At 38.2% G+C, this 13,452-nt stretch carries 15 protein-coding genes and 1 pseudogene; 8 read left to right on the forward strand and 8 right to left on the reverse strand.

The window, feature by feature from the left end:
• The first annotated feature begins 121 nt into the window (after window positions 1–121).
• Window positions 122–904 carry a cyclase family protein gene (locus M1E03_RS18535; protein ID WP_096747895.1) on the forward strand — a complete coding sequence of 261 codons (783 nt, stop codon included), beginning with the start codon at window positions 122–124 and terminating at the stop codon, window positions 902–904.
• A 96-nt stretch (window positions 905–1,000) separates the two neighbouring features.
• Here the strand turns inward: M1E03_RS18535 and M1E03_RS18540 are convergent, their stop codons facing one another.
• Window positions 1,001–2,227 carry an MFS transporter gene (locus tag M1E03_RS18540; protein ID WP_020450300.1) on the reverse strand — a complete coding sequence of 409 codons (1,227 nt, stop codon included), beginning with the start codon at window positions 2,225–2,227 and terminating at the stop codon, window positions 1,001–1,003.
• 559 nt (window positions 2,228–2,786) lie between these two features.
• Here M1E03_RS18540 and M1E03_RS18545 point away from each other — a divergent pair.
• On the forward strand, window positions 2,787–3,116 hold the full coding sequence (locus tag M1E03_RS18545; protein WP_023857826.1) for a winged helix-turn-helix transcriptional regulator: 330 nt from the start codon (window positions 2,787–2,789) through the stop codon (window positions 3,114–3,116).
• Window positions 3,117–3,199: 83 nt separating this feature from the next.
• On the forward strand, window positions 3,200–3,772 hold the full coding sequence (locus M1E03_RS18550) for an RBBP9/YdeN family alpha/beta hydrolase (protein ID WP_026580603.1): 573 nt from the start codon (window positions 3,200–3,202) through the stop codon (window positions 3,770–3,772).
• A gap of 40 nt (window positions 3,773–3,812) precedes the next feature.
• Here the strand turns inward: M1E03_RS18550 and M1E03_RS18555 are convergent.
• Both M1E03_RS18555 and M1E03_RS18560 read right to left on the reverse strand, forming a co-directional pair.
• Window positions 3,813–3,953: pseudogene (locus M1E03_RS18555) on the reverse strand (ISL3 family transposase); the annotation flags it as partial.
• Window positions 3,954–4,136: 183 nt separating this feature from the next.
• Complete coding sequence (locus tag M1E03_RS18560; RefSeq protein WP_025810043.1) at window positions 4,137–5,003, reverse strand: LysR family transcriptional regulator; 867 nt, start codon at window positions 5,001–5,003, stop codon at window positions 4,137–4,139.
• Between the two features lie 110 nt (window positions 5,004–5,113).
• Here M1E03_RS18560 and M1E03_RS18565 point away from each other — a divergent pair, with 110 nt between their 5' ends.
• The 3 genes from M1E03_RS18565 to M1E03_RS18575 all read left to right on the forward strand — a co-directional run bounded on the left by M1E03_RS18565 (window position 5,114) and on the right by M1E03_RS18575 (window position 7,617).
• Window positions 5,114–6,226: a Gfo/Idh/MocA family protein gene (locus M1E03_RS18565; protein ID WP_023857829.1), complete on the forward strand. Its 1,113-nt coding sequence runs from the start codon at window positions 5,114–5,116 to the stop codon at window positions 6,224–6,226.
• A gap of 550 nt (window positions 6,227–6,776) precedes the next feature.
• On the forward strand, window positions 6,777–7,055 hold the full coding sequence (locus M1E03_RS18570) for a colicin E3/pyocin S6 family cytotoxin (protein ID WP_229129429.1): 279 nt from the start codon (window positions 6,777–6,779) through the stop codon (window positions 7,053–7,055).
• A 16-nt stretch (window positions 7,056–7,071) separates the two neighbouring features.
• Window positions 7,072–7,617: a hypothetical protein gene (locus M1E03_RS18575; protein WP_039073246.1), complete on the forward strand. Its 546-nt coding sequence runs from the start codon at window positions 7,072–7,074 to the stop codon at window positions 7,615–7,617.
• Between the two features lie 591 nt (window positions 7,618–8,208).
• Here the strand turns inward: M1E03_RS18575 and M1E03_RS18580 are convergent.
• Complete coding sequence (locus M1E03_RS18580; protein WP_025810048.1) at window positions 8,209–9,081, reverse strand: YitT family protein; 873 nt, start codon at window positions 9,079–9,081, stop codon at window positions 8,209–8,211.
• Between the two features lie 315 nt (window positions 9,082–9,396).
• The gene (locus M1E03_RS18585; RefSeq protein ID WP_105980737.1) at window positions 9,397–9,732 is read right to left on the reverse strand and encodes a winged helix-turn-helix transcriptional regulator; all 336 of its coding nucleotides are present in this window, start codon (window positions 9,730–9,732) and stop codon (window positions 9,397–9,399) included.
• 105 nt (window positions 9,733–9,837) lie between these two features.
• On the opposite strand from M1E03_RS18585, the gene M1E03_RS18590 reads away from it, so the two are divergent.
• Window positions 9,838–10,752, forward strand: coding sequence for an arginase family protein (locus M1E03_RS18590; RefSeq protein WP_103750319.1), 915 nt, complete (start codon window positions 9,838–9,840; stop codon window positions 10,750–10,752).
• 267 nt (window positions 10,753–11,019) lie between these two features.
• Here the strand turns inward: M1E03_RS18590 and M1E03_RS18595 are convergent, their stop codons facing one another.
• Genes M1E03_RS18595 through M1E03_RS18605 form a run of 3 tightly spaced genes read right to left on the reverse strand, consistent with a single transcriptional unit; the run spans window position 11,020 to window position 12,656 of the window.
• Entirely contained in the window at window positions 11,020–11,637 is a 618-nt protein-coding gene (locus M1E03_RS18595; protein ID WP_128823333.1) for an FMN-binding negative transcriptional regulator, read from the reverse strand.
• Window positions 11,638–11,659: 22 nt separating this feature from the next.
• Window positions 11,660–12,178, reverse strand: coding sequence for a GNAT family N-acetyltransferase (locus tag M1E03_RS18600; RefSeq protein ID WP_020450286.1), 519 nt, complete (start codon window positions 12,176–12,178; stop codon window positions 11,660–11,662).
• 25 nt (window positions 12,179–12,203) lie between these two features.
• Complete coding sequence (locus tag M1E03_RS18605) at window positions 12,204–12,656, reverse strand: MarR family winged helix-turn-helix transcriptional regulator (RefSeq protein ID WP_023857834.1); 453 nt, start codon at window positions 12,654–12,656, stop codon at window positions 12,204–12,206.
• A 109-nt stretch (window positions 12,657–12,765) separates the two neighbouring features.
• On the opposite strand from M1E03_RS18605, the gene M1E03_RS18610 reads away from it, so the two are divergent.
• A complete protein-coding gene (locus M1E03_RS18610; protein WP_050820807.1) occupies window positions 12,766–13,377 on the forward strand; it encodes a YczE/YyaS/YitT family protein in 612 nt (203 codons plus the stop codon).
• The last annotated feature ends 75 nt before the right edge of the window (window positions 13,378–13,452 follow it).

Genomic DNA, 13,452 nt, shown 5'->3' on the forward strand with positions numbered 1-13,452 from the left:
GAATCGCCTGCAAAATGTTCTGCAGGCTTTTTGTATGGCTCATCATGTAAAATAAAAAAGATAACAGCTTGATCGCCTACAATTTCAATGGTCAGCCGCTTAGGCAGAAAGGGGAAAACAGATGAAAATCAATCAAATTGTAGATTTGTCGGTATCGTTAAGAGGTGATATACCGTCTGATCCGCCGGGGTTTGTCCCTGAAATCGAATATGCGGATCATAAGCAAGGAGCTAAACAGATGGTCCAGAGCTTTCCCGGCCTTTCCTCGCAAGATCTTCCCGGGGGAGAAGGCTGGTCGCTGGAAAAAGTGAAGATGTCCACGCATGCCGGAACGCATATCGACGCTCCATATCATTACCGTTCTGTTACAGACGACGGCAAGCGGATGATGACAATTGATGAAGTGCCGCTTGACTGGTTTCATGGCCCTGGCGTTAAGCTGGATTTCAGACATTTGAAAGACGGGCATATCGTTACCCCTGAAGAAATCGAACAGGAGCTTCACCGCATCAATCATAAACTCGCGCCCGGCGACATTGTTCTTGTGAATACGTCGGCTGGCGCCAAATACGGACAAAACGATTACCTGCACAGCGGCTGCGGGATGGGGCGTGAAGCCACTCTATTTTTAACGGAACGCGGCGTGCGCCTTGTCGGAACTGACGCCTGGAGCTGGGACGCTCCATTCAGCATGACCGCCAAGCGCTTTGAGCAGGAAAAAGACCCATCCATTATTTGGGAAGGTCATTATTCAGGCAGCACCATTCCTTACTGCCAAATTGAAAAGCTCGCCAACCTTGATCAATTGCCTTCCACTGGATTTTACGTCATGGCTTTTCCGGTAAAAGTTGAAAAAGCGTCTGCCGGCTGGGCGCGCCCGGTTGCTATTCTTAGCGGTGAATGAAGCTTTGAGATCATCACGGGAGGCTCCTATGGCATAAAAAAGCATCGTATTTAAACAGCAATGCTTTTTTATGCCTCCTCTACGGGGGGAGCTACTCTATAAAGATACCCGCTTTTCTTTATCTTTGTTATAAGTTCTGTTAAATAAATAAGTTGTTGTTAAAAGAGCAGCAATTACAATGATGAATAAAACGAAGTATCCGTAAACAGTTTGACCCGCCGGCACTACTGTAATCGTTAAGATGCCTATTAAAGCAACTTGTCCCAACAGCTTTACCGCATTAAACAACGAATTGACACGTCCCATATATGCATTATCGACATGATGGAACATATAACTTTTCCTAAATACTCTGATCGCAGCATTTGAATGCCCCCAAAAGAGGCTTGCAACTATAAATGTCACAGCATTCGGAACGAGGAAGATCACAATGGTTGCTAGAGCAAATACTGTCATAAACAATATAACACCTTGCATATCGGGCCATTTCTTTGATATTTGATATGTGACAAAACCGGCGCCCATAGCTCCAATGGCGTAAACAATATTGGCAATGCCGATAACTGACGGACCTTCGTTTAAATAGTCGTAAATGAAAACCGGATCCAAGTAGTTTGCGACAATAATCACGATGCTTGGTATAAAAGAAGTCAATAAAAGAGCAAACAAAACTTTTCGATGAGATAAATATTGGAGTGAGGAGCTAAAGTTTTGCCAGTAAGATTCATTTTTCATTGTATTGGAATGCTCTTCTGCTTCAGCATTTCGTTGATAGGGAAGTTTGTAGATGAGGATGGAAGCTGCTATAAATGTAGCGATGTTTATGACCAAAATGACTGTCGCATCCATCTTGCCGATCATCATGGCAGCCAGCCCCGAACTAATCATCAGCGCCGCCTGCCCCTGAACTTCAAGACTGCTGTTCACCTTACTATAGTCCTCTTTTTTGAACATTTCCTGAGTTAAAGCGGCTAAAGCAGGATACTTTATCGAATCGTAAGCCGTATGATAAAAAATCAGTATCACAACAAGGGTGATGTCCAACACGGCGGAAATATTGAATAGAACAGAAAAAACGCCTAAGACCACTATTCCTATTATTTCTAAATAGAGAAATATCGCTTTTCGAGAATATCGATCCACCAAACTCCCTAAATAAGGTGAAGCAAAAAACACTAAAATCATCGTTGTCATCGTCAATAACCCATATAAAACGGATTGTTTCAATTGATCAATCAGCAGCCAGACAATTAAATAGGAAGTGATACCGGTACCTATGGTGGAAATCAAATTAGCGGCTAGCAATAGTTTCAACTTTCGCAATTATAAATCACCCATTTTTGATTTCCAAATACACAGAAGAAAATAGACAAAAAAATAGATTTGTGGGTTCAAAATGGAAAAGGCTGTTTTCTTTCATTTCATCACGCTCCATATTTAAAACTCGTTATTTATAAAAGTGACATCCTCCTGCTTTTATATTGGTTCTCCATTCAGTCACAACACTTGCGTAAACAAACAATGAAATGAATACAAGAAACACGCGGCTCCAGCCATCACATTGAAGGTTCCCGATTTTTCATTGTTTGATTTCAACATCATGAAGAACAAACCGGAAAAGAAAAATCCGATAAACCAGCCGATTGGAATCTGGACAAAAGCTAAAATAAAACCAATAATCCCTATCGTTTGAAAAACTTGAGGTGCAAATTCGCGCAAAAGTATTCCCGCCCTTTTTCAGAAGAAATCCGCTCCCTTTTTTTGTATCATATCACATCTCCTCAACAAAATAAGGAAAACAAGTGAATCTTTTGCTATTCATGTTGAATCCAGGCTCAATATTGATTTTTGTTATGATCTTAAAAAAGGAGGTTTGATTACCATGAATACCTTATGCCGCAGCAAACAAGCTCCATTTGAATACACCTTATCTCTTATAGGTGGTAAATGGAAAATGAGAATCCTCTATGAGCTGGCGTGTGAAAAAACGATGAGATACGGGGAGCTCAAACGGGCTATGCCGTTAATCACCCATAAAATGTTAAGTTCCCAGCTGAAGGAGTTGCAAACTGACGGTCTGATTCACCGGGTGGAGATTTCTCAAAATCCCCTCAGAGTGGAGTATTCGTTATCAGACAGAGGACTGTCTTTATACCCTCTCATAGATGAAATGTGCAGATGGGGACAAAGAGAAGGTTTGCCTTATGAGTAAAAAATACTTACTAAAAAGTGCGTACTTGTTTCCTGACGGGAGGGATTTTATACTGAATAAAAATTATTTGTAAGGAGAACAGGATGACAAAACAAATTTATATCATTCATGGCTACAGAGCCTCCTCAACCAACCACTGGTTTCCTTGGCTGAAAAAACGTCTGCTTGCAGACGGAATACACGCAGAAATTTTAGACATGCCTAATCCTCACCAGCCAAGGCTTAAAGATTGGCTTGATACGCTCTCTTTAAATAAGAACACATTAAATAAACATACTTATCTGGTTGCACACAGCCTAGGGTGCGCCGCCGTTTTGAGGTTTTTGGAACAAACGCAATTGCGTCAACCACTTGGCGGAATCTTGCTCGTTTCCGGCTTTGCCAAGTCACTGCCCGATTTAAAGATGTTAGATGAATTTACCGAGGAATCGTTTGATTTTCAGAACATCATTGAGTCAGCTAAGCATCGTGCTGTCATTGCCTCTAGAGACGATCAAATTGTGCCATTTGCATGGAGCAAAGATCTGGCGCAACAAATTGACGCTAAGCTTTACGAAGTTCAACACGGGGGGCACTTTTTAGAAACTGACGGATTTACTTCTTTGCCGATTGTTTATGATGTTTTAAACTCCTATTTCTCAAAAGAAACTTGCTAAAAACAATAAAGGATATTCGGATTTTAGGGCGGCAAAGGGCTTAGAAGCCGCCCTTCTCCAATTTCTTAATAAGTGTGGAAAAAATCGATGCCAAAGTTCCCTGTTTTGAAGTGGTCTGTTACGTCATGCCAATTGAAAATGTGTATAATATAGCTTTGTTGAAGGCACTTGAATGAAAGCGCGTTATGTTTCTTGTAAAGGCTTAGCACTTAAAGCTTCAAAATGAGTCATCTCTAATTTAGATCAGGGATATTACCTAACCAAGTTCCCAAAAGAAATGAATCCCGTTCATTGATATATCTTTCACGCACAAGGGTACACCTTTTTGTATTGGTTTTAAGAGAGCATAACTTTTTTATCAACCTTACATTCCTTCAATGATGTCGCTCAGGGAGTTATTTAATTCAATAAACTGTTTCTCTATAGGTGTAAATTTATGATTTAGTCTTGTAATGAAATATAAATCGACGTATCTATAAGGTGATGGAACTTCTAAATAATGATGGATATTGTAGCGATCTGCTATGCGCTTTGATACTAAGGAAATTCCCATACCCATCAATGCAAATTGCACTAAGGATTCTGGATCGCCCACTTCAATGATTTCCCCCTGTTGGATGTTCGAATCTTCAAAAATATGACATAATAATGTTAGATACAAGCACTTATCTGATAATACAAGTACGTTTTTTCCGTTTATATAATCATCAAATCTCGTATATTGATCTATACCTTGGCCTATGATCACCAATTCTTCATATCCCACTTTTTGATAACTTATCTTTTTATTGTTTAGCGATCCAATCGTATAAGCAACATCGATTTTTCCAAGGAGAACTTGATTTTCAATATATTCTGTTGAACCTGTTTTTAATGTTACCGATAAATCAGGATATGTATGATAAAGCTTATTTAAAGCACTTGAGAATTGAGTTCCACCAACAGATATCATCGTGCCAATACGGAGTTTTTCATCGTGTTTTTTCATGATGTTTTCGGTTTCTTCCCAAACGAACAAGATTTTCTTGTATTGATGATATAATTTTTCTCCCTCTTTCGTTAGTTTGACTCCTTTTGAATTTCTGATAAACAGTTGTTGATGATAATGAGTTTCGATTTTTTTTATTTTCGCAGTCATATTGGATTGAAGGTGATTCAATTTAATTGCAGCAGCAGATATGCTTTTTAATTCCGCCACTGAAACAAAAGCTTTCATGTTTTCAATATCCATTCATATTTCAACCCCCATCAAAAAAAGTGATATAACCATCATAACTTAACATTTAAAATGATCTCTAATTTTAATTATACTCGGTTTAAAGAGTTTTGGAGGGATAGCTAATGAAGAACAACGTGATAAAAGCAGGGATTATAGGCGGATCTTTGAATAATCAATGGGCTAGTCAAACACATATTCCGGTATTGAAGGAAAATCCTTTTTATGAAATAACGGCGATTGGAACATCAAAAATGGAAACCGCAAAAAAAAGCGCTATGATGCTTAAGGCTGCCTCTGCTTTTACAGATTATAAGGAATTAGCACAATCAAAAGATGTTGATTTGGTAGTCGTCAGTATAAAGGTTCCTTTCCATTATGAAGCTTCGCTTGCAGCCATAGAAGAAAATAAACATATATATTGTGAATGGCCTTTAGGCAAAGATACTGTGCAGGCTGAAAAACTGGCAAAATTGGCAGATGACGCAAACATTCATCATGCGATTGGATTACAGGGAAGGCAATCTCCAGAAGTCAATTATTTAAAGCGGGCAATCAAACAGGGGGAGATCGGCAAGGTCATCTCCTGCACGATGCAGGTAGCAACACAAGGAAAGGGAGGAATAACAGATGAAAAAAGCAGTTACCTTTTAAAAAGAGAAAATGGGGCGAACCTTCTTACAATCAACGGTGGTCACTCGCTTGATGTTCTTTGTCATATCCTGGGTGATTTTAAAGAATTATCAGCTGCAATGAACAGTCATTATACAGAAGCCGTCATACAAGAAACAGGGATGAAAATACCAAAAAACACAGCTGACCAAATTTTAATCCAGGGGACGCTCGTTAATGGCGCTTCAGCCTCTGTCCATATTCAGGGCGGAGTTTATCCAGCTTTTCAATTAGAGATTAGAGGGGAAAAAGGTGTTTTGCGTTTAACACAGCATAATTCCTCAGGACACGTACAATTTGGCAATCTCAAAGTCAAAAAGATTACACATCCTCATAATTTGTTAAATGCTGAAGATGTTTATTCTGAAGAAGTAAAAATTTCCCCAGTAAAGGATCATGGTGCAAGAGGCTATGTTGAAACTGCTTATACTATTTTAGCGGAAGATATATTTGAACATAAAAATCAAATCCCAAACTTTCATGACGCTGTCAAACTGCACCGGTTGTTAGACGCCATTCGGAAGTCGGCAAAGACCGGTAAAAAAGTACTCTTAAAAAATGAGTAGGAACCGTATATCTTTTATTTACATGGTCCTTGCACATGCTGATCAAGCTTGAGAAAATTGTTATCCTAAAAACATGTACAAAAGCGAGCTCGACAAAAGTTAGCCCCAAAGGTTTATATACATAGACCTCCTTAAAAGTTTAGCGGCCCAGGGAGGTTACATCGTATTATAAGATCAATTAAGTTTACTTAAACAGTATTCTTAATTGATCTTTTTTATCATTAGTCTTAGGCAGAGAAAGCTATCAGTCAAATGAGGATGAGTAGGGGGATTCCTTGGAATAAGACACAGTAATCCTAGATTTCTCTAAAAAAGTCCTTGCTGATTAATCTATTTGAAAAAAGAATTAAATATGAAATTTAGATCAATTAATTTCTTTGTGAGATGGTTTTTTTATGTAGAAACAAAGGAGAGAAAAAGAACTTTATTATACATTTAAAGTTTAAATGGTTTATTTTTCTTTAATATCAGTTTATATACCTGTATAATTTCTTGGTGATTTTATATAAAGGAGGATAGTATTGGATTATTTGAAAAAAAGATAGCTAAAATGAATTTGAATGAAAAAATTCCATTGGTTAAAGCCACTGCTGCTGATTTTGCTAAGCAAAGAAATTGGAAAAAGGATTCAAAATTAACTAAAATTAATCAAAGAGATGTGTATTTGGATTCGAAAACAGGCAAATACTATGCAGTGGACACCCAACATGGTAGATTTGAAGTTGTTAATAAAAGAGGGAAACATCAAGGAGAAGTGGACTTTAACTTTAACTTAAACGAAACTAAACCAGCTGACAAATCGGGACGTCATGATTTAAAAATGAACTAAGGAAGTGAAAATTAAAATGAACGATCTAGTCTACGAAACTATAGATAAATACTACAGAAACAATAACGAATCAGATTATCTTACTAAATGCCGCGAGCAGTTTGTAATACCAGAAGCAATAAAAAAATTTTCCGAGAATAATAATATGATAATCACAGACGTAAATTTTGGTGAAATATGGCCGTCGTCAAAATTAATATTTGAGTATGAAGACTACACAAAAGGGGAATTTGAAGTTACTTATAGTACCATTTTAATGCTATCTAAGCTTGCACCTTTATTTTATCTTCAGCACGAATTTCAAGTTGAAAACAGAGATGTGAATAGAACTGTCCCAACTCTTGAGGGTTTTGATACTCAACCTTATAACACTAAACAACAAGAATTTGAAGATTGTGTAAAAGAATATTTTTCAAAGAAAGAGTTCATTGAATTATCCTATTCGGAGATGAACGAGGTTGTATGCGGGCTGGATTTTAAAAAAGATGTCACGTTTTTTGGATCACAAGTAACAGTAGAGAATGCATTGTTTTTTGATCTACTAGAAATTTGTCCAGACTAAAATACAGCAATCTTGTGTTATTCAAATAAAAAAGAAAAAGTTAAAGGTGAATAAAATAAAGTAATGAAAGAGGAGGTATCCAGTATCCTCCTCTTTCATATAGATTGGTTCCATCAAAGTAAGGATTATTTTTGCGGTTTCTCATATTCCATTGCATGATCGCTGCCAGAGATGCCTTAGTTGTTGGATCGACAACAACTCCTACAGTAACCAAAAGTGTTAGCACATTTTAAGTCTTACTTACCAGTTGATTCTAGTTATTATAAATTTGACCCAACGCAACGACTTTACTGGATGTATAACCGCAGAAGTCATTTCCTTCAACTAACACGTTTTGTCCAATTTGTGGTCGATTCATCTGTACATCATCTGCATTTTTAGAGCTTCGAAAAAACCGCTCTTTTATTTCGGCGATAGTGGTGTTTTTTAAATGTAGCGAGGTTTTAAACGAACATATAAACCGTTTTCTTGTAAAAAAGGTTAAACTCCAAATGTTGTGGATGTTAGCTTGATGGTCATGTTCGGAAACCGACATGATATAAAAAAACATACCAACAAGCTTTGGTATGTTTTTTCTTAGGAAATCCCTAATCAATGAATATTAGGTTTTCTAAAATTACTGCCTTTGACTTCAGCTACGTCATATACAGTGACAAAAGCATTTTTATCAACTTCATTAATGATTTCCTTTAATTTGGTGTCTTCTAAGCGATTGATGACACATGTAATTTCTTTAAACTTTTCGTGGGAAAAACCACCGTAAGCTTCTTTATATGTAGCACTTCGGCCCAATTGATCGCGAATTGTCTCCACCATCAACTCAGGTTCTGTTGTAATAATTTGAAAGGTTTTAGAACCGCTTAATCCTTCCTCGACAACATGAATGACTTTGGACGCAATATAGTAGGCGATGACTGATAGCAATGCCCCTTGCAAGCCAAATACAGCGGAAACAAAAATAAACACAAAAAGGTTAAAGAATAGAATGAGATCGCTCGTTCCAAATGGCAATTTGCGCGATAACAGCACAGCAAGCATATCAATTCCGTCCAATGCTCCGCCATTACGCAGCGCCAGCCCCATTCCAAAACCAAGGATGATCCCTCCGACAACAGTGACTAACAAAGTGTCCCCTTCGATTATAGCCGGAGTGTGGTGCATAAAACTTGTACCTGCTGCAAGTGATGCGATTCCGATAATCGATAATAACGCAAAGCTTTTCCCGATTTGCTTATATCCCAGCCAGACAAACGGGATGTTTAGAGCTGCGATAAGTATACCAAGCGGCAAGTCAAATAGTTGTGAACCAACAATGCTGAGTCCTGTCACTCCGCCATCAGATACATTGTTAGGAATCAGCACTGTTTCCAATCCATAGGCCGCTATGATTCCTCCGATCATGACCATTATAACTTTGAAAATCATTTTCGCTTTAAATTTCTTATGTTTTTCGATTTTATTCATGTCATTCCTCATTTCAAATTTTACGTTATATTTAAATATACCATAACAGTTTTTCTAGGTTCAAAAGTTCAATCACGTTTTTTGAGCGGCTGCTGCAAATACCGATCATTACATTGGATTAAGGTAACCCTTTTAGACTTGGAACATTCATGTGCCAGTGGTTGGAACTATTTTGCAAGCACCCCGTTTCCGCAACTGGTGAATAACCAATAAAGGCCCTAATGTTTATGGACATTTCCGGCCAGACAAAAGGATTGTCGGCAATAGAACGAAGCATTTGATTCTTCTCTCTCCAAGATGAATGAATCCTTAACTTTATTGGTTTTTCACCCCCCATTCACATAACCCTTCTAAAACCGGCAATAGTGATTCCGCTTTACCAGTGAGACTGTACTCGACCTTTGGGGGAACTTGAGGGTACTCTTCCCGCTTCACCAGACCATCCGCTTCCAATTCTTTAAGTTGTGAACTCAATGTTTTATAAGTAATAGCCCCTATTTGTCTTTTCAGCTCATTAAAGCGAACCGGTTGATTTTCCGCGAGGAGATAAATAATAACCATTTTCCATTTGCCGCCGATCACGGACAATGTGTAGCCAAAAGGTGTATCTTGAATATTTTTAACTTTGCCTTTATATTCAGCCATACTCATATTAACACTTCCCTTTCGGATAGTACCTATCAATAAAGTGCGTACTGTTTTTTTGTTTGCGTTCATTTTATACTAACCGTAATTTGAAGTAAAGGAGACGATAACATGGCTAAAAAAACGATACGTCTGTTGATGCCGCAATGGCAAGGGGGAAACAATCCCAACTACTCTTTTGGAGCGGAACTGCTTGCTTGGCTGGCTCCTGAAAATGATCAGCCCCTTATTCATGTTCCGGTTCAAACTTATGATGGAACTCCACTTGAAAACGAAAACGGAATAAACGGGAGAAAACAACTGCTGGAACAATTGGAGGCTGCTCAGCATATCATTCATGCCCATAAGCCGGATCGCATTGTCATGTTTGGCGGTGACTGCTTAGTCGAACAAGCACCATTTGCTTATTTAAACGAACGATACGGCGGGGACTTAGGTTTAATTTGGATTGACGCTCACAGCGATTTAGTTAGATATGCAGGATATGATAACGGTCATACTTTACCGCTCGGGAACCTTTTGGGAGAAGGAGATGAAGAGTTCGCAAAACATGTGAACATTCCCCTTAAACCTGAAAATGTCTTTATCGCGGGATTAGCAGCTCCTACAGAAGAAGAAACAAACGCGATAACAAAAGCACTTCAAAGACAAGGTATAGTTCCCACAGAACCAGACACTGAAGTGATTCAAAGACTTGGGATTAGAACTGCCGGAACTAAAGAGTTAATGAACAGTACCAATTCTATAAAAGAATGGATAAAAGAAAGCAACATCAAGTATCTGGCCATACACCTTGATTTAGACGTGCTTGATCCGAAGGCGTTTCGTTCTTTATTATTCGCCAATCCTGAAGCACCTGTAACTTTTTCTCCTGAGGGAACAATGCAAATGCCGCACCTGCTTCATCTTCTGAAAGAACTCTCTTCCGAAACAGATGTAGTTGGATTAGGTATAACCGAACATTTGCCGTGGGACTCTATTCATTTGAAGAAATTGCTTAGTGAAATCCCTATTTTAAATCAATAATTTCATAAACGCGACAACAACAAAATAATGGAGTCGAAACCCTCCATAAATAAATACCAAGGGGTCATAACCCTTGGTATTCCTATGATGCGGCCGACAGACTTGAACTTTCGCGGGCTGCGACCCCATTAAGTCTTCGACAAAGATGATTCGACCTAACCATTCGGCCTGCCTTTTCATTTCCCGCTCGATCTTTAAGATGCTGCATAAATGACGGCTCTGATTCCGACCTTTAACTCCTGCATGGGGTTGAAGGTGGATTTATATTTAATTTTCCAGCCTCTTTTTCATCACTGCCGCCAATTGCTCCGCATTGGGATCTCCTTCATTTTGCAATTGATCAATGATGTTCATGTAGTCTGTATCATTTCGGTTTTGACTTAATTTATATGCAGCCTGAATGTCTTCCACCTTAATCTTAAACCCGACAATCGCTTTCAGTTGTCTTTCTAAAAGTTGAGGAGAAAGGTTATCCCATAAAATTGGATTTTCTCGGTGTTTTTCGTATTTTCCCATCATAATTGTTAATTCTTCTATTAATTCATCTCTCTCTAGAATGCTTGCTTGACCGTATATATGGACGGCTTGATAATTCCATGTTGGAACATCCTCATGCCCATACCAGGAAGAAGAAATGTATGCGTGCGGCCCCTGAAACATAACAAGCACATCTTGACAGGTTTCAAAAGTTCTCCACTGCGGATTTCCAAAAGAGACATGGCCGGTGATATAGTAATCATCACCTTTTTTATTGAATCCCAAAGGCAAATGAGTAGCGATTGGCTTCCCTTGTTCTGGCGTAACAATCGTGCCAAAAGAGTTTTTTTGGACAAAATCCAAAATTTCATCAACATTTTCGACTTTAAAAAATTTTGGAATATACATCGTCATCCTCCTTTCAAAAAAGTTATAGGAGTGTTTTGGTCATGATCAAGTCCGTTTGTTCTTCATATCCCATATAAAAAGAGTGAGCACCGGTTTGAACAAACCCCATTTTCTTATAAAAAACAATTGCGTTTTCGTTTTTTTCCCATACGCCCAGCCAGATTTTCTTTTTATTCAGTTCCTTCGCAATTTCCATAGCTTTATTGAACAGATATTTGCCAAGCCCATGTTTTTGAAACTCGTTCTTGATATAAATTCTCTCAATTTCAAGTGATTCATCACCCATTTTTTCAGTTTGGGCCTCATCAGTATTGACCTTTAAATATCCAGCGATTTCATTGTTACAATAGACAAAAAAGAATTGCGAAGCTTTGTTGGATAGTTCTTTTTCTAATTGTGTTAAGTGAAACGCCTTTTCCAAATAGGCCTTCATATTTTCCGGCGAGTTCTGATGCTTAAATGTCTCATTAAAAGTTTCACAACCAATTTCTTGAAGCTTTTGTAAGTCTTCAAGGGTGCACCTTTTTATATTTACTGTCATTTCAATCTGCCGCTCCTTTATGCCGTCAATAATTTCTCTTGTTCCCCTTTTTCACGAACTCCCAGTCTTTTTCTACATTTTTTCTTACTCTTTGAAGAAGATTGAAGATGGTCTCCGCTTCCCCCTCGGAAAACCCCTCTAATGCCACACAATTCGAATGATCATTTTCTCTTTTTATAAAAGGAAATACCTCATTCCCCTTTTCCGTCGGAAAGAGTTTTTTTATTTTTTTGTTATATTCATCATCTCTCCGTTCAATAAAGCCTTTCATTTCAAGTTTTTTTATAGCGCGGGCTGCGGTGGTCCGGTCCACTTTAATCATTTCAGCTAACTTCTCCTGAATGATTCCCGGGTTTTCGCATATTCGGACAAGGTACAAATATTGCCCTTTTGTCAGGTCATGTTCTTTAAATTCGATATTGCTTATAGAATCCAAAGCCCGGGCAATCATTCCAATTTCACGAAGAATATCCTTCATCATAAACTCCTTTCGAACATGTTTTTGTTGCAAATACAACATAAATGGCGTACATTAAATATACCGAAATTTTGTTGTATTTGCAATAAAAATAAAGAGGGCGAGTTAAGTGAAATATGTTTTTTATGTATTAGGAATTTTAATCTTAACCCTTGGGATTGCTTTTACGATTCAATCAGATCTTGGCGCTTCGCCTTTTGACGCACTTTTGGTGGGACTGTCCATACATGTGGGGCTTACTGTGGGAAGTTGGGAAGTCATCATTGCTTTGCTATTCATAGGCTGCAATTCTTTTTTAAAAAGCCAAAGACCGGAAGTTTCAGGGATGCTAACGGCGTTTATAACGGGGATCGGCATTGATATGTGGCTTTTTTTCCTGCACTTTTTTATCACACCAGAACAATGGTGGAGCAAAGTGATTTGTTTTGGAATCGGCTTGGTTGTTACAGGTTTAGGAACCGCGACATACTTATACACAAATTTTGCTCCGATGCCAATTGACCGATTCACATTCATCATAAAAGAATTAACGAGAACCAACATATTTGTTTCGAGAACCATCATTTACCTCGTCTTCTTGACAGCGGCCGTCATCTTAAAAGGACCGATTGGCATCGGAACTTTATTAACCGTTTGTTTAGGAGGGCTTGTTCTTCATTTTTTTATGCCGTTTGCTGGAAAAGTATTAGGCCGCTTTACAGACGCTCGTATATTACGATAAGAAATGTTTTTAATGCCACTCCCTACTTTTTCACAGAACTTTTATTGAAAATTATCAATATGATTCCGGATGCTA

The organism is Bacillus sp. PK6-013 (genome assembly GCF_054161445.1).

Bases quoted from the DNA above. Each gene is read 5' to 3' on its own strand.
- M1E03_RS18535 (WP_096747895.1), top strand. From the start codon at position 122: ATGAAAATCAATCAAATTGTAGATTTGTCGGTATCGTTAAGAGGTGAT.
- M1E03_RS18545 (WP_023857826.1), top strand. From the start codon at position 2,787: ATGAATACCTTATGCCGCAGCAAACAAGCTCCATTTGAATACACCTTA.
- M1E03_RS18550 (WP_026580603.1), top strand. From the start codon at position 3,200: ATGACAAAACAAATTTATATCATTCATGGCTACAGAGCCTCCTCAACC.
- M1E03_RS18560 (WP_025810043.1), bottom strand. From the start codon at position 5,003: ATGGATATTGAAAACATGAAAGCTTTTGTTTCAGTGGCGGAATTAAAA.
- M1E03_RS18565 (WP_023857829.1), top strand. From the start codon at position 5,114: ATGAAGAACAACGTGATAAAAGCAGGGATTATAGGCGGATCTTTGAAT.
- M1E03_RS18570 (WP_229129429.1), top strand. From the start codon at position 6,777: ATGAATTTGAATGAAAAAATTCCATTGGTTAAAGCCACTGCTGCTGAT.
- M1E03_RS18575 (WP_039073246.1), top strand. From the start codon at position 7,072: ATGAACGATCTAGTCTACGAAACTATAGATAAATACTACAGAAACAAT.
- M1E03_RS18580 (WP_025810048.1), bottom strand. From the start codon at position 9,081: ATGAATAAAATCGAAAAACATAAGAAATTTAAAGCGAAAATGATTTTC.
- M1E03_RS18585 (WP_105980737.1), bottom strand. From the start codon at position 9,732: ATGAGTATGGCTGAATATAAAGGCAAAGTTAAAAATATTCAAGATACA.
- M1E03_RS18590 (WP_103750319.1), top strand. From the start codon at position 9,838: ATGGCTAAAAAAACGATACGTCTGTTGATGCCGCAATGGCAAGGGGGA.
- M1E03_RS18595 (WP_128823333.1), bottom strand. From the start codon at position 11,637: ATGTATATTCCAAAATTTTTTAAAGTCGAAAATGTTGATGAAATTTTG.
- M1E03_RS18600 (WP_020450286.1), bottom strand. From the start codon at position 12,178: ATGACAGTAAATATAAAAAGGTGCACCCTTGAAGACTTACAAAAGCTT.
- M1E03_RS18605 (WP_023857834.1), bottom strand. From the start codon at position 12,656: ATGAAGGATATTCTTCGTGAAATTGGAATGATTGCCCGGGCTTTGGAT.